General features: G+C 67.4%; 18 protein-coding genes and 1 tRNA gene. 12 read left to right on the forward strand and 7 right to left on the reverse strand.

All coding sequences use genetic code 11. From position 1 onward, the window contains the following. Nucleotide 1 precedes the first annotated feature (1 nt). The 9 genes from fliN (at nucleotide 2) to csrA (ending at nucleotide 7605) form a co-directional block, all read left to right on the forward strand. On the forward strand, nucleotides 2–700 hold the full coding sequence (gene fliN / locus AC5RTS_RS09365) for a flagellar motor switch protein FliN (RefSeq protein WP_493991789.1): 699 nt from the start codon (nucleotides 2–4) through the stop codon (nucleotides 698–700). Beyond that, entirely contained in the window at nucleotides 700–1206 is a 507-nt protein-coding gene (gene fliO / locus AC5RTS_RS09370; protein WP_493991790.1) for a flagellar biosynthetic protein FliO, read from the forward strand. The genes fliN and fliO overlap by 1 nt, the downstream gene beginning before the upstream one ends. Then, nucleotides 1203–2057, forward strand: coding sequence for a flagellar type III secretion system pore protein FliP (gene fliP, locus AC5RTS_RS09375; protein WP_493991791.1), 855 nt, complete (start codon nucleotides 1203–1205; stop codon nucleotides 2055–2057). Before fliO ends, fliP begins: the two co-directional genes overlap by 4 nt. Then, nucleotides 2057–2332 (forward strand): flagellar biosynthesis protein FliQ, encoded by a 276-nt coding sequence (gene fliQ, locus AC5RTS_RS09380; RefSeq protein ID WP_227905168.1) that lies wholly within the window; start codon nucleotides 2057–2059, stop codon nucleotides 2330–2332. The genes fliP and fliQ overlap by 1 nt, the downstream gene beginning before the upstream one ends. Continuing rightward, nucleotides 2333–3091, forward strand: a complete 759-nt coding sequence (locus AC5RTS_RS09385) for a flagellar biosynthetic protein FliR (RefSeq protein ID WP_493991792.1) — start codon at nucleotides 2333–2335, stop codon at nucleotides 3089–3091. It abuts the gene before it with no gap. Beyond that, nucleotides 3092–4219, forward strand: a complete 1128-nt coding sequence (locus AC5RTS_RS09390) for an EscU/YscU/HrcU family type III secretion system export apparatus switch protein (protein ID WP_493991793.1) — start codon at nucleotides 3092–3094, stop codon at nucleotides 4217–4219. Next, the gene (locus tag AC5RTS_RS09395; protein ID WP_493991794.1) at nucleotides 4216–6273 is read left to right on the forward strand and encodes a flagellar biosynthesis protein FlhA; all 2058 of its coding nucleotides are present in this window, start codon (nucleotides 4216–4218) and stop codon (nucleotides 6271–6273) included. Before AC5RTS_RS09390 ends, AC5RTS_RS09395 begins: the two co-directional genes overlap by 4 nt. Beyond that, nucleotides 6248–7273: a hypothetical protein gene (locus AC5RTS_RS09400; protein WP_493991795.1), complete on the forward strand. Its 1026-nt coding sequence runs from the start codon at nucleotides 6248–6250 to the stop codon at nucleotides 7271–7273. Before AC5RTS_RS09395 ends, AC5RTS_RS09400 begins: the two co-directional genes overlap by 26 nt. An 80-nt stretch (nucleotides 7274–7353) precedes the next feature. After that, nucleotides 7354–7605 carry a carbon storage regulator CsrA gene (gene csrA, locus AC5RTS_RS09405; protein WP_493991796.1) on the forward strand — a complete coding sequence of 84 codons (252 nt, stop codon included), beginning with the start codon at nucleotides 7354–7356 and terminating at the stop codon, nucleotides 7603–7605. A 155-nt stretch (nucleotides 7606–7760) separates the two neighbouring features. On the opposite strand, the gene AC5RTS_RS09410 is transcribed toward csrA, so the two are convergent. The 5 genes from AC5RTS_RS09410 to tmk all read right to left on the reverse strand — a co-directional run bounded on the left by AC5RTS_RS09410 (nucleotide 7761) and on the right by tmk (nucleotide 11882). Beyond that, the gene (locus AC5RTS_RS09410; RefSeq protein WP_493991797.1) at nucleotides 7761–8093 is read right to left on the reverse strand and encodes a hypothetical protein; all 333 of its coding nucleotides are present in this window, start codon (nucleotides 8091–8093) and stop codon (nucleotides 7761–7763) included. Nucleotides 8094–8315: 222 nt separating this feature from the next. Next, nucleotides 8316–8388: transfer RNA gene (locus tag AC5RTS_RS09415), tRNA-Thr, on the reverse strand. A gap of 85 nt (nucleotides 8389–8473) precedes the next feature. Next, the gene (locus AC5RTS_RS09420) at nucleotides 8474–10096 is read right to left on the reverse strand and encodes an alpha/beta hydrolase (RefSeq protein WP_493991798.1); all 1623 of its coding nucleotides are present in this window, start codon (nucleotides 10094–10096) and stop codon (nucleotides 8474–8476) included. Next, a complete protein-coding gene (locus tag AC5RTS_RS09425) occupies nucleotides 10096–11238 on the reverse strand; it encodes a DNA polymerase III subunit delta' (protein ID WP_493991799.1) in 1143 nt (380 codons plus the stop codon). Before AC5RTS_RS09425 ends, AC5RTS_RS09420 begins: the two co-directional genes overlap by 1 nt. Continuing rightward, entirely contained in the window at nucleotides 11235–11882 is a 648-nt protein-coding gene (tmk, locus tag AC5RTS_RS09430) for a dTMP kinase (protein ID WP_493991800.1), read from the reverse strand. The genes AC5RTS_RS09425 and tmk overlap by 4 nt, the downstream gene beginning before the upstream one ends. Before the next feature lie 239 nt (nucleotides 11883–12121). Between tmk and AC5RTS_RS09435 the strand changes: the two genes are divergently transcribed. Continuing rightward, complete coding sequence (locus AC5RTS_RS09435; RefSeq protein ID WP_493991801.1) at nucleotides 12122–13273, forward strand: trans-sulfuration enzyme family protein; 1152 nt, start codon at nucleotides 12122–12124, stop codon at nucleotides 13271–13273. A gap of 18 nt (nucleotides 13274–13291) precedes the next feature. Beyond that, nucleotides 13292–13612, forward strand: a complete 321-nt coding sequence (locus AC5RTS_RS09440; protein ID WP_493991811.1) for a DUF2516 family protein — start codon at nucleotides 13292–13294, stop codon at nucleotides 13610–13612. 31 nt (nucleotides 13613–13643) lie between these two features. Here AC5RTS_RS09440 and AC5RTS_RS09445 read toward each other — a convergent pair whose 3' ends face one another. Further along, nucleotides 13644–14405 carry a class I SAM-dependent methyltransferase gene (locus AC5RTS_RS09445; protein ID WP_493991802.1) on the reverse strand — a complete coding sequence of 254 codons (762 nt, stop codon included), beginning with the start codon at nucleotides 14403–14405 and terminating at the stop codon, nucleotides 13644–13646. A 157-nt stretch (nucleotides 14406–14562) separates the two neighbouring features. Here AC5RTS_RS09445 and AC5RTS_RS09450 point away from each other — a divergent pair, with 157 nt between their 5' ends. Further along, entirely contained in the window at nucleotides 14563–15315 is a 753-nt protein-coding gene (locus AC5RTS_RS09450; protein ID WP_493991803.1) for a phosphoglyceromutase, read from the forward strand. A 124-nt stretch (nucleotides 15316–15439) separates the two neighbouring features. Here the strand turns inward: AC5RTS_RS09450 and phoU are convergent, their stop codons facing one another. Continuing rightward, nucleotides 15440–16102: a phosphate signaling complex protein PhoU gene (phoU, locus tag AC5RTS_RS09455; RefSeq protein WP_493991804.1), complete on the reverse strand. Its 663-nt coding sequence runs from the start codon at nucleotides 16100–16102 to the stop codon at nucleotides 15440–15442. Nucleotides 16103–16204 lie beyond the last annotated feature (102 nt).

The raw sequence follows: 16204 nt of genomic DNA on the forward strand, positions 1-16204 counted from the left end.
TATGACCAGCCCCCACAGCCTGCACGCCGACGCCGTTTCCGCCCTGGTACGCGGCCTGCCCACGACGATTGTCCTGGAACCGATTCCGCACACCGGTGCCGGGGTCCCGGCGGCGCACACCGCCGCTGCCGTCACCGCCTCCTTCGTGGGGTCCGAGTCCGCGGACCTGGCCCTGATCCTGGACAGCTCCTCCCCGCTGGCCGACGTTGCCGGCACCGATTCGCCGCTGGTGTCCGCCGCGGACGTGCTGCGCCCCTCGCTCGAAGCCGCCAGCGCCACGCTGGGTGTCGGCGTCCTGGGCGAAGCCCGCACCGAAGACGCCGCCGCACTGTTCGCCGACCCGGCCACCGCCGTGTTCGAACTGCGCGCCCCGGAGGGCACCGCCGGCTGGTTCGCCATCCGCCTGCGGGACACCAGCGCCGCCGGAACCACCCCGGACAGCTCCATCGCGGGCAAAATGGGCCGCATCAACAACATTGAGATGGCCCTGACCGTGGAAATCGGCCACACCCGGATGTCCGTCCGCGACGTCCTGAACCTGGAACCCGGCCGTGTGGTGGAGCTCGACCGCTCCGCGGGAGCTCCTGCCGACATCCTTTTGAACGGACGGCTCATCGCCAACGGCGAGGTAGTGGTCATTGACCAGGATTACGCGGTGCGCATTACCAAGATCCTGGACGTGGTCGAGGGGCTCAATTAGTGGAAACCCTCTTCCTGGGGCTTCGTGTCCTGGTGTCCCTCGGCGCTGTGCTCGGGCTGCTGTGGTGGCTCCAGCGCAGGTTCGCCCGCACCAACGGTTCGGCTGCCAGCCAGCCCGAGGTGCGGGTGATCAGCCGGCAGCCGATCACTCCGAAGGCCTCCGTGGTGGTGCTGGAGACCGGCGGCCAGCGCTTTCTGCTGGGCGTGACCGAAGGGTCCGTGAACGTGCTGCACACCGCCGATGCACCCGTTGAACCCGCACCGGACACCGCAGCTGCGCCCGACGCCGGGTTCGCTGCGTCGCTGCAGGCCGCGGACGGCATCAGCCGGGATCCGTATGCACCCGTCCCGGCCGGGCACACGGCCGCAGCGCACCGCGCCGGCCGGGGCGCACACGCCCTGCCCGGGGTTCCTCCCGGAAAGTCCGCCCTGAACGGTTCCATCCTCTCGCCGGAAACCTGGCGCCAGACAGGTGCCGTCCTGCGCAGCCGCGGACGCAAAGGGTGAGTACCGCCGCCCCCGCGCGCCACGCCGGACTCCTGCGCGCCCTGACCCTCGCCGCGGCACTGCTCTTCGCCGTCGCCGCCCTGCTGCTGCTCGGAGCCGCCGCCGGTCACGCCAATACCCTGGACCCCGCGCCTCCGGTGGCGCCGGAGGACCCGACCGCCCCCGCCGCACCGAACGACGGCGGACTCAGCATCGACATCAACGGTCAGGACGGCGGGCCCTCCACCGCCGTCACCACCCTGATCGGCATCACCCTGCTCTCCGTGGCACCGTCACTGCTGCTGATGCTCAGCTCCTTCACCAAAATCTTCGTGGTGCTGGCGATGACGCGCAACGCGCTCTCGCTGCCCTCCATCCCGCCGAACCAGGTGCTCGCCGGGCTGGCCCTGTTCCTGTCCCTGTTCATCATGGCCCCGGTCATCAGCGAGATTAACTCCATCGCGGTGCAGCCCTACCTCAACGGCGACATCAATTTCGACTCCGCGCTGGACACCGGATCAGGCCCGCTCCAGCAGTTCATGCTCGCCCACACCCGGGAAGAGGACATTGCGCTGATGACCCGGGCCGCGGGACAGGACAACCCCGAGAGCCCGGAGTCGGTGCCGCTGACCACGCTGATACCGGCCTTTATGATCTCGGAGCTGCGCGCGGCGTTCATCATCGGCTTCGTCATTTTCATCCCCTTCCTGGTCATCGACCTGGTGGTGGCCGCGGCCCTGATGTCCATGGGCATGATGATGCTCCCTCCGGTGATGATCTCCCTTCCCTTCAAGATCCTCCTGTTTGTCCTGGTGGACGGCTGGGGACTGATCATTACCTCGCTGATCAACAGTTATCAGGGCGGTACCTGATGGATACCAATGCCGTCCTGGACATTGCCCTGCAGGGGCTGTGGGTTGCCGCGAAGCTCTCGGCGCCGGTCCTGATCACGGCCCTGGTGGTGGGTTTCGCCATTTCGCTGCTGCAGTCCATCACGCAGATCCAGGAAGTCACGCTCTCCTTTGTGCCCAAGGCCGTGGCCGTAGGCATCGCCCTGCTGGTCTGCGGACACTGGATGATTTCGGAAATAGTGTCCTTCACGCACGAGATGTTCGCCAGGATTCCGTCCCTGCTCGGCGGCAGCTAAGTGAATATCACCCTTGACCAGAACTGGATCGAGGCGTTCCTGCTGGCGTCGGTGCGGATGATCGCCTTTCTGGTGATCGCCCCGCCGTTTTCCTACAATGCCTTCCCCGCCCGGGTGAAGGCCATGCTCGGCCTGGGCCTCGCCCTCGCGGTGGCACCCCAGGTCAGCCAGGGGTACAGCGCACTGGGCACCGGCGCCTTCTTTATGGCCCTGGTGCTGGAACTGCTGGTGGGGGCACTGCTCGGCTTCCTGGTGTTCGTGGTGTTCTCCGCCGTCCAGTCCGCGGGCAACCTGATCGACACGTTCGGCGGCTTCCAGCTGGCGCAGGCCTTCGACCCGCAGTCCATGGTCAACGGCGCCCAGTTCACCCGCGTCTTCCAGATCACCGCCCTGGCGCTGCTCTTCGCCTCGGACGGCTATCAGCTGATCATCGGAGGGCTGCTGCGCAGCTTCACCGCGCTGCCGCTGACCGGGGGAGTGGACCTGAGCGAACCCGCGGCGGCCATGGTCACCGCCGTCTCGCAGATGTTCCTGGCCGCGGTCCAGATTGCCGGCCCGCTGTTGGTGGTCCTGTTCCTGGCCGACGCCGGGCTGGGCCTGCTCACCCGGGTGGCACCGGCACTGAACGCCTTCGCCCTCGGCTTCCCGCTGAAGATCCTGCTGACCCTGACTCTTGCCTCGATGGTGTTCCTGGCCCTGCCCCGGATCGTCTCCTCGCTGGTCTCCACCATTGTGCGCGCCGTGACGGGGGTGGAGTAGATGCCGGAACCGGACTCAGGGGAACGGACAGAGCAGGCCACCCAAAAACGGATGAAGGACGTCCGTTCCAAAGGCCAGCTCTCCCGCTCCGAAGACCTCACCGCCTGGGTGGGCGTGGGCGCCACGGCGCTGATGATGCCGCTGACCATCTCCCGCGGCTCCGAGGCCGGAGCGGAAATGCTCGACGGCGTGTCCACCATTACCGCGAACCCGGACCCGGAACTCGCCCTGGCCATCATGACCGAAGGGCTGGGCACCATCGGCTACGTCCTGGGACCGATGCTTGGCGTGGTGGCCGTCGTGGTGCTGCTGACCGCGGCGGTGCAGGGCGGCATCCACATGAAGAAATTCAAGGGCAAGTTCGAGCAGTTCGATCTGGTCAAGGGACTCAAACGCGTCTTCGGCACCCAGGCCCTGTGGAACGGCGTGAAATCGCTGCTCAAGACCGCCGTCGTGGGATTGGTGCTGTATGCCGTGATCCAGCAGCTGATGCCGGTCCTGATGTCCGCCGGCGGGCTGCCGGTCGCCGCTGTGCTGGAAGCGGCGGGCAGCGGCACTGCCCTGCTGCTGCAGACCGCCGTGGCCGCCGGACTGGTACTCGCCGCCGCGGACATTTTTGTGGTGATGAAGCGCAACCGGAAGAAAACCCGGATGACCAAAAAAGAAGTCAAGGATGAAAACAAGAACTCCGAAGGCGATCCGCTGATCAAATCGCAGCGGCGCTCCCGCCAGCTGGCGATGAGCCGGAACCGGATGATCGCCGCCGTGGCGGACGCCGACGTCGTGCTGGTGAACCCCTCGCACGTGGCGGTGGCCCTGAAATACGAGCCGGGCAAATCGGCGCCCCGGGTCGTGGCCAAGGGCGCGGACAACATTGCCGCACGCATCCGCGAGGAAGCCGAAAAACAGCGCGTGCCCATGGTCCAGGACATTCCCCTGGCCCGCGCCCTGCACAGCTCCTGTGAACTGAACGCTGAAATTCCCGTCGAACTCTATAACGCCGTGGCCCGTGTGCTGGCGTTCGTGATGTCCCTGAAGCGGCGCGGCGCCGCGTACGGGATGCACACCATGGCGGCAGCCCCGCCGGAACCCGGAACCACCCCACAACACCGTAAGGCCGCGTCATGAACCGCAACCGCAACCTCCTGAAACTCGCCGTCCCGGTGGGTGTCGTCGGCATCATCCTGCTGCTGGTGGTGCCTGTGCCCGCCGCGCTGCTGGACATCCTGATCATCCTCAACATCCTGCTGGCCCTGGTGATCCTGCTGACCACCATGTTTGTCCGCAAACCGCTGGATTTCTCCGTCTTCCCGTCCCTGCTGCTGGTGGCCACCCTATTCCGGCTGGGCCTGAACGTGGCCTCCACCCGGCTGGTGCTGGGCGAGGGATACGCCGGCCAGGTGATCGAGGCGTTCGGCCATGTTGCGGTGAACGGCTCCCTGATTATCGGCGCCGTGATCTTCCTGATCCTGGTGGTCATCCAGTTTGTGGTGGTCACCAAGGGCGCCGAACGCGTGGCGGAAGTCGGGGCGCGGTTCACCCTCGATGCCATGCCCGGCAAGCAGATGGCCATTGACGCGGACCTGAACGCCGGACTGATCACCGATACGCAGGCCCGCGAACGCCGGGCCGAGGTCTCCGCCGAAGCGGACTTCTACGGTGCCATGGACGGCGCGTCCAAATTCGTGAAGGGTGATGCCATTGCCGGTCTGATCATCATCATCATCAACATCATCGGCGGCATCGCCATCGGCATGCTCCAGCGCGGCATGTCCGCCGGGGAAGCGGTGAGCACCTACAGCCTGCTGACCATCGGCGACGGCCTGGTCACGCAGATCCCCGCCCTGCTGATGGCCGTGTCCACCGGCATGATCGTGACCCGGTCCAACGCCGAAGCGGACATGGGCTCCACCGCCGGCGCGCAGCTGGGCCAGTCCCGCAATGCGCTGATGATTGCCGGCGGGGCCGCCATTGTGATGGCGCTGATCCCGGGCATGCCGAAGATCCCCTTCATCGTGATCGGCGCCCTGCTGATCCTGGTGGCCCAGCGGATCAAGGTCCGCGAAGGAACCGAACAGGCGGAGAAGGACGCGGCGCAGGCCGCCCTGGACGCGCCCGCCACCTCGGAAACCACCGAGGACCTGATTGAGCAGATGCGCGTGCACGCCCTGGAAATCATGCTCGCCCCGGACCTGGTGGACATTGTCACCGGCGGGTCCGACGACCTGCTGGCCCGGGTCCGGGCACTGCGCCGCAAGATCGCCATGGACCTGGGCATTGTGGTTCCGCCGGTCCGTACCCGGGACAGCGTGGATCTTCCGCTGTCCACCTACGTCATCCGGATTGCCGGTGTGGAGGCCGGGCGCGGTGAGGCACCGGCTGGCCGGATCCTGGCCCTGGGGGACGCCCTGGACGGGTTGCCCGGCACCGCCACCGTGGAACCGGTGTTCGGGCTGGCCGGCAAATGGGTGCCGGCAGAGATGCAGCACGCCGCGGAGATGTCCGGTGCCACGGTGATTGACCGTGTCTCGGTGCTGGTCACGCACCTCTCCGCCGTCATCACCGCCAACGCCGCCCGGCTGCTTACCCGCGAAGATGTGCGGGTGCTGACCGAAGGCGTGAAACAGGTCAACCCCTCCGCGGTGGAGGAACTGGTCCCCAACGTGCTCTCGCTGGCCGAGGTGCAGCGGGTCCTGCAGGGGCTGCTGGCGGAGGAGATCCCCATCAATGACCTGCCGCGCATCTACGAGTCCCTGCTGCTGCGGGCCAAGGTCTCGCCCGACCCCGAGGGCCTGATTGAGACCGCCCGGACCGCCCTGGGGCCGGCCCTGGCCGCCCAGTACGTTGCCGAGGGCGTCCTGCGTGTGATCATGATCGACCCGGCACTGGAGCAATCCATGCTGGAGGCACTGCGTCCCTCGGACCAGGGCAGCCAGATCCTGCTTGACCCGGCACGGATCGACGCGGTGCTCGGTTCGCTGAAAAACGCCGTCGCCGGAGCGGAGAACGCAGGTTTCAACGCGGTGCTGGTCTGCGCGCCCGCCCTGCGTCCGGCCATCCGGCGGCTGGTGACGTCCCAGACCGGCGGACTGCCTGTCCTGTCCTATCAGGAAGCCACTGCAGGTAATGTTCCTATCGAGACTGTAGGGGTGGTACGTGGAACCGAGACGATTTCAGCTTGAAGGGCCGTCGCTGGATGCGCTGAAGGCCAAGGTGCTGGCCGAACACGGCCCGCGGGCCAGGATTATTGCTGCCGAGAAGGTGACGGTGGGCGGGATAGGCGGCTTCCTGTCCCGGCACCACTATGAGGTCACCGTGGAACTGCCGCCCAGCGGCCGCCGCCGTGCGCCGGTGGAACCGGACCTGCCCAGCCGGGCCTCCATGGCCCGGGCCGGCATCTCGGCCCTGCTCGAAGAGGCCGAGCGGGCGGAATCCACGCTGCATCCGGCTGCACGAAGTGCGCAGTCCGGGCCCGCGGCCCAGCCTGCCCCGGCGGTTTCCACCGGCTCCTTCGCCTTCGCGGAACTGATTGACAACATCTCGGCAAGCACCGGTACTCCGGCCGCACCACCGCAGGGGCCGGCTGCGGGCCGCGTCGTGCAGCCGGACGCCCGGCTGTATCCGCCGCTGAACCAGGGCAGCATCAACCAGGGCAGAGAGCCGGAACGCCGCGCCGCCGTCCCGGCGGCACCTGCCCCGCTGGGCAACGCCGGAGATCTGGTCATGGTGGTGGGCCTGGGGGATGAGCCGCTGCACGTCTGCCGGTCCATGGCAGAGCAGGCCGGGAGTGGTGCCGCCGCAGTCCGGGTCGCCGGCGCGCTGGAGACCGACGGCGTGGGCCGGGCGGCGGACCGGCGGGCTGTTGCCACGGCACGCGCGGCCGGTGTGATGGCCGGGCACAGCATCTATCTCGCCTACGGGCTGGGCCGGTCCGGGACGGAAATGGGCCGGCACGCCACCCTCATCGCAGCACTCGCGGCAGACCAGGTGTGGGTGGTGGTTGACGCCGGTCGCAAGCCCGAGGACACGGCTGCCTGGGTAGGGGCGGTGCGCAACGCCGTCCCCGTGGACGCGGCGGCGGTTGAAGGCATTGACACCACCGGGACGCCCCAATCAGTGAACGCCCTGAACCTGCCGATCGGCTGGCTCGACGGCGAGCCCTCGCCCTCACCGGTGCTCTAGGGCTGGCCTGCGCCATGACGCTGCGGCGGTCCCGCCTGCAGCTTCCCGGCAGGCGCCGCCGGTTGCGATAGAGTGAGCGGATGCTGGTGCTAACACGCAGGTCCGGAGAGCAGATCCTGATTGGGGATGACATTGTCATTACCGTCCTGGATTCCCGCGGTGACGGCGTGCGCATTGGCATCGACGCGCCGCGCGGGGTCAAGATCCAGCGCCACGAGGTAGTCCGCGCCGTCGAAGAAGCCAACGTGGCGTCCGCCGAAGCCCTCCCCGACGCCGAAGAGCGCATCAAGGCTCTGCTGGCCGGCCGTATCGCGCCCCCGGAAAGCAAATAACCCCGGAGATCCCCTGCTCTCGACGCCCAGCCGGGCGCGCTCCGGCATATCGATAGTTAAGCCAAAAACAGAAACCCCCGTTGTTCCTTGGGGAGAACATCGGGGGTTTCCGGTCAACTGCCCGGGGACGGCCGGGCATATCAAGGGACCGGCGGCTAGGAGATACCACGCTGTGCGCGTTTGGCACCCAGCCACGGGAACCGGCTGCCGGCGGAAACCCGCCTGGCAGACGCTGTAGCGTCCCGCCGGACCAAGCCGGGGGACGGGTTGTGAGGAGCCAGCCCGAAGTATTCGGGAAGGACGCGGCGCTCGTGTGCACTGCAGCGGACACCGGGGTACTGGAAGCTGCGGATAATCCAGCGGCCGCGGTCTTCGATCCAGTTAGGCACCATGCGACGGTTGCACTCCGTGCAGACGGGAGCCATGTAGTTGTCCCGCTGGACCTGCGTATAGCGGCGGGCGGTATAGCCCAACGGCGCGGTATCCATGCGTTTCTCCTCGATTCTCCGGCGGTGTGCTGCCGGTCTGGCTCCTCTCCGAGATTAGGTGCGCCGGCACCGGAAACCATCAATCAGGGCGCAAGAACAACCGAATTTCTCCGCAGGGTTTCCGCAAGGCCGCGGCTGGAGCCGGCAGGTACGCGGCGGGTTGCCACGGGGACGCAAAAGGCCCCCGGCGCGGTGGCGCCGGGGGCCTTTCTTTTCCTGCTGAGCCTCCTGCCAGAATCGAACTGGCGACCTTCTCATTACGAGTGAGACGCTCTACCAACTGAGCTAAGGAGGCGGGCTTCATCAGTCCGTTGCCGGCCAGAATCCACAAGGAACTACTTTATACGTACCGGCGGGTGCGGTCAAAATGAGCGGGGTGCTCAGCAGACGGTGTTCTCCTTGGGCAGGGTTCCGTCCACGAAGTAGTCATCGACAATATTGTCGATGCACTCGCTGCCGCGTCCGTAGGCGGTGTGGCCTTCCCCTTCGAGGGTGACCAGCGTGGCGGACTCCATCTGCCCGGCCAGGGCTTCGGCCCATTCGTACGGGGTGGCGGGATCGCCGGTGGTGCCAATGACGAGCACATCATCGGCGCCGGAGGCCTTGATCGGATGCGGTTCATTCACGGGTGCGTAGGGCCAGGCCTCGCAGGTGATGCCGCCGTAGGCCAGGTACTTGCCCAGGGTGGGGGAGGCAGCCTGCAGTTCCTGTGCGTCGGCTGCCATCTGCGCGTCGTCGGACACCATCGGGTAGTCCAGGCAGTTGATGGCGTTGAAGACCACAAAACTGTTGGACGCGTAGGTGCCGTCATCGGTGCGGTCGGCACTGATATCGGCGAGCCGGAGCATGTACGTCGGATCGCCTTCCGTCAGCACCTGCTCAAGCGCCTGCGACAGTGCGGGCCAGTTGGCGTCGTCGTAGAGCGGAGTAATGAAGCCGGAGACAAAGGTGGAGACCGTGACGGTCCGTCCGTCGGCAGCGGTCAGCGGGCTTGCCTCCACGGAGGCGAACAGTGCCTGGATGGTTTCCACCGCTTCGTCGACGCTGCCCTCCAGCGGGCAGTTGCTGCCCGAGAGGCAGTCCTCCACGTAGGCGCGGATGGCCTTTTCGAAGGCGGCAGCCTGGCCGAGCGTAATGTCCTCGTTGCTGGCGGCGGGGTCCAGGGCGCCGTCGAGCACCAGGCGGCCCACATTCTCCGGGAACAGTTCAGCGTAGGTGGCCCCCAGGAAGGTTCCGTAGGAGAAACCGAGGTAATTCAGCTTCCGGTCCCCGACGACGGCGCGGAGGATGTCCATGTCCCGTGCGGCGCTGGTGGTATCCACAAAGCCGAGCAGTTCGCCGGATTCCGCGGCGCAGGCATCGGCGAATTCCTTGGCGCTGAGCCGCGCCTCGGCCAGCCCCTCAGGAGTGCCCGGGTCCACGTATTCGGCGCGGGCTTCGTCCAGTTCTTCGTCGCTGAGGCACTCCACGGGGGTGGAGCGGCCCACCCCGCGGGGGTCGAAGCCAAGGATGTTGAAGTTCTCGCGCAGCCGGTCGCTGGTGACGTTCTCCACGTACTCGCTGACCACGGAATACCCGGACCCGCCGGGTCCGCCGGGGTTCAGCAGTACGGTGCCCCGGGCGTCCTTGTCCGCTTCGGCCATCACCACGGCAAGTTCCACGGTGCCGGCGCCGGGGTCCGCATAATCCAGCGGAGCGTCCACGGTGGCGCAACGGAGGCTTCCCTCGCAGTCGGTCCAGGTGACCTCCTGGCTGTAGAACTCCATCAGGTCCTCGGGAACGTTGCCGATGACATCAGCGGCAGCAGTGGTGGCCGTGTCGCTGCTGCCGGTGTCCTCCGTGCCGGACTCGGTACCGGAAGTGCAGGCGGCGGTTGCAGCCAGAAGAACCACCGAGGCGGCGGCGGCAGCCAGCCGCGGAAAGCGGCGGCGGGCGGGGGCGGTGGTCATGTCATGCTCCTGGCGGGGTAGGTCAGCGCTCGTGCCGATGGCGGGTTTGGTCATTACAGCAGGCTCAGCGTCATGGCTTCGATGGCCAGCAGCGGGGCCACGTTGGTGGTCACCAGCCGGCGGCGCACCGTATTGATCTCTTCCATCCGCATCAGCGTTTGTTCCGGCGAACCGTAGGCGGCAAACTCATCCAGTTCGCGGCGGAGTCCTTCGTTGACCAGCGGTCCGCCGCTGCCGAGCTGGATCATCAGCACGTCGCGGTAGAAGGACAGCAGGTCTGTCAGGGCGCGGTCGAAATAGTCGTTCTTGGACCGCTTGGCCCGGCGCACCTGGTCCTCTTCGAGCCGTTTGAGCTGGCTGCGCAGCGCCGGGGGCAGGGTGCCGCCCGCAGGTGCCCCGAGGGACGCGAGCAAGGCTTCCTTCTCCGCAGCGTCCCGCTGTTCAAAGGAGCTGGTCGCCTCGGCTTCCGCCAGCGCCACCAGGTCCGCGGCGGCTTTCATGGCCCCGGAGACGTTCTTCAGCATCAACGGCAGCCGGACAATACTGTCCCGGCGGGTGCGCGCCCCTTCGTCGGTGGCCAGCCGCTTGGCTACGCCGATGTGGCTCTGGGCGGCGCGGGCAGCGCCCAGCGCCACGTCCGGATCGATGCCGTCGCGGCGGATCAGCAGCTCCGCTACGTCTTCCACCGGCGGCAGCCGCAGGCCCACGGGCCGGCAGCGGGAGCGGATGGTCACCAGGACATCGCCCGGGCTGGGAGCGCAGAGCAGCCAGATGGTCCGCGGCGGGGGTTCTTCGATGGCCTTGAGCAGCACGTTGGTGCTGCGTTCCTGCATGCGGTCCGCGTCTTCGACAATGATGACCCGCCACCGCCCGGTGGACGGCTTGTCCTGTGCCTTACGCACCAGTTCGCGGGCCTCGTCGATGCTGATGGTGACCTTCTCCGTGGTCACGGAGGTCACGTCTGCATGGGAGCCGGCCAGGACGGTCCGGCAGGCTTTGCACTCTCCGCAGCCGCGGCGAGCCGGGTCCTCCTGGTCACAGACCAGGGCTGCGGCGAAGGCGCGGGCGGCGTTGGAACGGCCGGAACCGGGCGGGCCGGTGAACAGCCAGGCATGGTTGGGGCGGGCTTCCGCGGCGCCGCGGCGCAGCTGCTCCACCACGGGATCCTGTCCCTGCAGGTCCTCCCAGACACTCACGGCAGCAGGGCTTCCACGCGCCGCAGGATGGTCTCGGCCAGTTCCTCCACGGGACGGCCGGCGTCGAGCACCAGATAGCGGTCCGGGTCCGTCTGCGCGGTTTCCAGGAAGGCGCGGCGGATCTGCAGGTGGAAGGCGTCGGGTTCCGATTCCAGCCGGTCTTCGGCGGCCTGCCCTGCGGTCCTGCGGTCGCGTCCGCGTTCGGGATCAACGTCGAGCAGCACCGTCAGGTCCGGTTCCAGGCCTTCGGTGGCCCACTCGTTCAGGCCGCGCACCGTATCGGTGCCCAGGCCGCGGCCCGCACCCTGATAGGCCACGGAGCTGTCGATGTAGCGGTCGCAAACCACCACGGTTCCGGCGGCGAGCGCTGGCCGGATCACCTGCCGGACGTGGGCGGCCCGGGAGGCAGCGAAAATCAGGGCCTCGGTCCGGGCATCAATCTCGCCGTTGCCGTGCTCCAGCACAAGGGCACGCAGTGCCTCACCCACGGGGGTGCCGCCGGGCTCGCGGGTGCGCAGGACCGAATGCCCGGCTTCCTGCAGGGCAGCGGCCAGACGTGATGCCTGCGTGGACTTGCCGGCACCGTCTCCGCCCTCCATGGCAATAAAGAGGCCGCGGGATTCGGGGGGAATAGAAGTGCTCACCCGCCTAGCCTACCTAGTTCACCTGTGAAGCCTGAGTCCGGGCAGGCCGGGCCGGGAGTGCGGGATGGGTGCGGCCAAGGGCACGGCTACGGCGTCCCCGCAGCGCCGCGCGCGTCCGGGAGTCTGGCGGGCCAGGAGCGGGTATATGCGGTAAGCGCCAATCCTTCCGGCGGCACACTTTTTGGTGCCCGGCGTAACACGCAACCCGTCGGAGCAGGACGGCGGTTTAGGCTGGCACCATGAGCCACACTTTTGCCAACGGGCCAGCAGCGGACCTTTCTCCCGAGACCCTGGTTGTCTCGGCCGGCCGTCCTCCGCGGGAACACGACGCCCCGGTGAATCCGCCGATCGTGCTGACTTCCACGTTCTTCGGCACCGGGACACCGGTACCGGGGGAGCGGGGCTACGGCCGGTACTCTAACCCCACCTGGGACCCGTTCGAGGAAGCGCTCGCCGGCCTGGAAGGCGCCGAGCAGCCGGCCCTGGTCTTCTCCTCCGGCCTCGCCGCCGTCATGGCGGCCCTGTCCCTGGTGCCGACGGGCGGGGTGGTGGTGATGCCGCGGCACAGCTACCAGGGGTCGCTGCTGCTTGCCGCGGGTGAAGCGGAAAACGGCCGGTTCAGCGTGCGCACCGTGGATATCGCGGATACTTCGGAGGTCATAGCGCAGCTCGACGGCGCGTCCCTGCTCTGGCTGGAGAGCCCCACCAATCCGATGCTCGAGGTAGCGGAAATCGCGGTGCTGGCCGACGCCGCCCACGCGGCCGGCGCGCTGGTGGTGGTGGACAACACCTTTGCCACCCCGCTGGTCACCCGGCCCCTGGCGCTGGGCGCCGACGTCGTGGTGCATTCGGTGACCAAGTACCTGGCCGGACACTCCGACGTCGTTCTCGGCGCCACGGTGACCTCCGACCCGGACCTGCTGGCCCGCCTGCTGCGCTACCGTTCGCTGCACGGCGCCGTTGCCGGGCCGTTCGAGGTGTGGCTGGCGCTGCGCGGCCTGCGTACCCTGGCCCTGCGGATTGAGCGCTCGCAGGCAACCGCCATGGAACTGGCACGGCGGCTGCAGACGCTGCCGCAGGTCGAGCGCGTCCGGTATCCGGGACTGCCGGATGATCCGGGTCATTCCCGTGCCGCCGCCCAGATGGCCGGGTTTGGGTCCATTCTGTGCATTGAGGTTGCCGGCGGCGCGGCGGCAGCGGAGAAGGTCACCGAAGCCGTGAGCCTCTGGCTGCCCGCCACCTCGCTGGGCGGCGTGGAGTCCCTGATTGAGCGGCGGCGGCGTCAGCCCGGGGAACCGCATACCGTTCCGGAGGGGCTGCTGCGGCTCTCCACCGGGATAGAAAACCTTGAAGACCTCTGGAAAGACCTCGAGCAGGCACTTACACGGTAGGCTAGCGCTGTGTTCCTAATGTTCCAGATTCAGCACTACCTTTACGTGGCGCTCGGCATCATTGCGCTCGTCATCGAGCTGTGGGCCTTCTTCGACTGCGTGCGGCGCAAACCCGCCGAGTTTGAGCGCGCCTACAAGCGGACCAAGGGATTCTGGCTTGGCCTGACCGGCGGTGCCAGCGCGGTGGGCGTGATCGCCGTGCTGCTGCCCTCGCCGCTGAGCCTGCTGCTGTTCCAGCTGGCCGCGGTGATCGCCGCGTGCGTGTATCTGGCCGATGTAAAGCCGGCCATGGGAAGCTCCCGCGGCGGCAGGAGCCAGGGCCCGTACGGCCCCTGGTAGTCCCGGCCGCTGATCCGGGCCAAGCCGCGGGTTAGCCCGGCCGGACCGCGTCCCACGCCACGGTGATTTCGCCCAGCCGCCACCGCGCCGGACCGGTCAGCAGGGGCACGCCGCCGGACTTAAGCGCTGCGCACATGGCGATCCAGCGCTGGCGGTTGCCGTAGGACGCCATCGGTGCAGCCTCCTCCCAGGCGCGGTCCATCGCCTGCAGGAACGAGTGGACCCGTTCGCCGGGCACATTGCGGTGGATCAGGGCCTTGGGCAGGCGCTCGGCCACGTCGGAGGGCCGGTCAAAATCTCCGAACCGCAGCGAAATGCTCAGCGATACCGGCCCCGCCGCATCCAGCTCCACCCAGGTGGCCCGCCGGCCGATCTCATCGCAGGTACCGTCGATGAAAATACCGTCCGGTGCCAGGCGGGAACAGACCATCTCCCAGTGCCGGGCATAATCCTCCTCCGCGTACTGGCGCAGCACGTTGAACGCCCGGACCATGACCGGCTTCCGCCCGTCCACCGGCAGTTCAAAGCCGCCCTGCCGGAAGCTGAGGCCGCTGCGTTCCAGCGGTTTGGCTGCGCGGACGCGCGCCGGATCAATTTCAATGCCCACCACTTCCACATCGGCACGCACCCGGCCCAGCCGGCCGTGGAGCTCGACGGCGGTGGTAGGCGCGGCACCGTAGCCCAGGTCCACGATCAGCGGATCCGCGGCCTGCCGCAGCCGCCACCGCGCCGGACCGGCGAGCCAGCGGTCAACCCGTCGGAGGCGATTCGGATTTGTAGTGCCCCGGGTCACATTTCCTACGGGTTTCTGCGGTTTTTGCACCAGATAATGGTAGTTCCCCCAACGAGATGCTCGGGTCCGGGAGTGCCCTGGGGAACCCCGCGCAATACTGCGCCCGCAGACACTCCCGCCCTCCCCGTCCGGGTGTGCTCTCCGATACCATGCAGGTATGACCTACAAACTGATCCTTCTGCGCCACGGGCAGAGTGAATGGAATGAAAAGAACCTCTTCACGGGCTGGGTGGATGTGGATCTGACGGACCTCGGCCGTGAGGAGGCCCTTCGCGGCGGTGAGCTGCTGGTGGAGAACAATATCCTCCCGGACATCCTCTACACCTCCCGGCTCCAGCGGGCCATCAACACGGCCAACCTGGCCCTGGGTGCCGCCGACCGCATCTGGATCGACGTCAAGCGCAGCTGGCGGCTGAACGAGCGCCACTACGGTGCGCTGCAGGGCAAGGACAAGGCCCAGACGCTGGCCGAATACGGCGAGGAGCAGTTCATGCTCTGGCGCCGGTCCTATGACACGCCGCCGCCGCCCCTGCCGGATGACAGCGACTTCTCGCAGGCCCACGATCCGCGCTACGCGGACCTGAACCCGGCCGAGCTGCCCCGCACCGAGTGCCTGAAGGATGTCCTGGAGCGTTTCCTGCCGTACTGGGAATCCGATATTTCCAAGGAGATCCGCACCGGCAAGACCGTTATGATCGCCGCGCACGGCAACTCGCTGCGCGCACTGGTCAAGCACCTGGACGGCATCAGCGACGCCGACATTGCCGCCGTGAACATCCCCACCGGCATTCCGCTGGTCTATGAACTGGATGAGGACCTCAAACCGGTCAAGGCCGGCGGCACCTACCTCGATCCCGAAGCTGCCGCGGCGTCCATCAAGGCCGTGGCGAACCAGGGCAAGAAGAAGTAGCGTCCGGTCAGCCGGTAAATGAACAGGAAAAGGGCGGTCCCGCGGGACCGCCCTTTTGCTGTCTGCCTTTCGCGGCTGAGGTTCACTGCCCGACGCCGGTGCGCCGCTGCCTGCCGCTGCGGAGTTACATCCCGCTCTCGGACAGCGGCTGCCATTCCCCGGTCACCAGGTAGTTGACCTTGCGGGTGACGGAGACGCCGTGGTCTGCGAACCGCTCGAAATAGCGGCTGGCAAGGGTCAGGTCCACGGTGCTCACTGCCGGCACATTCCAGTCCGGGGATGCAATGGACTTGAAGACTCCGGCGTGCAGCTCGTTGATGCGGCTGTTGGAGGCGTAGATGTCCTTGCTCAGTTCCAGGTTGCGGGTCTCCAGCAGTTCGGTGAGCTGTTCCGAAATGCTGATGTCCAGGCGGGCCATTTCACTGAAGGTCGCCACCATGGAGTCCGGGACCACGTTCGCCGGGTACCGCAGCCGGGCGAGCTGGGCGACGTGCCGGGCCAGGTCACCCATGCGCTCCAGCGAGGCGCTCATCCGCAGGGAGCCGACAATCATGCGCAGGTCGCTTGCCACGGGTCCCTGGAGGGCAAGAACATCAATGGCCCGTTCATCCAGGTCGTTCTGGAGGAAATCGATGCGCGCATCAGCGGCGATCACGTCCTGGGCGAGCTCGATATCGGCACCCTCGAAGGCAAGCGTTGCCTTCCGCATCGCCTCCGTGACCAACTGAGAAATCTGGGTCAACTCCTCACCGATCTGATGAAGTTCGGCCTGAAAAACCTTGCGCACTGAACCGTCCTCTCGAAACGGCGGATCCTGAACATCAGCGGGGCAGTACGGCCACGCCGCTCCTGCAGGATGTCAGCCGGGGGTTAACCGCACGGACCCGTT

The sequence above is a fragment of the Arthrobacter sp. MDT1-49-2 genome (assembly GCF_059090185.1).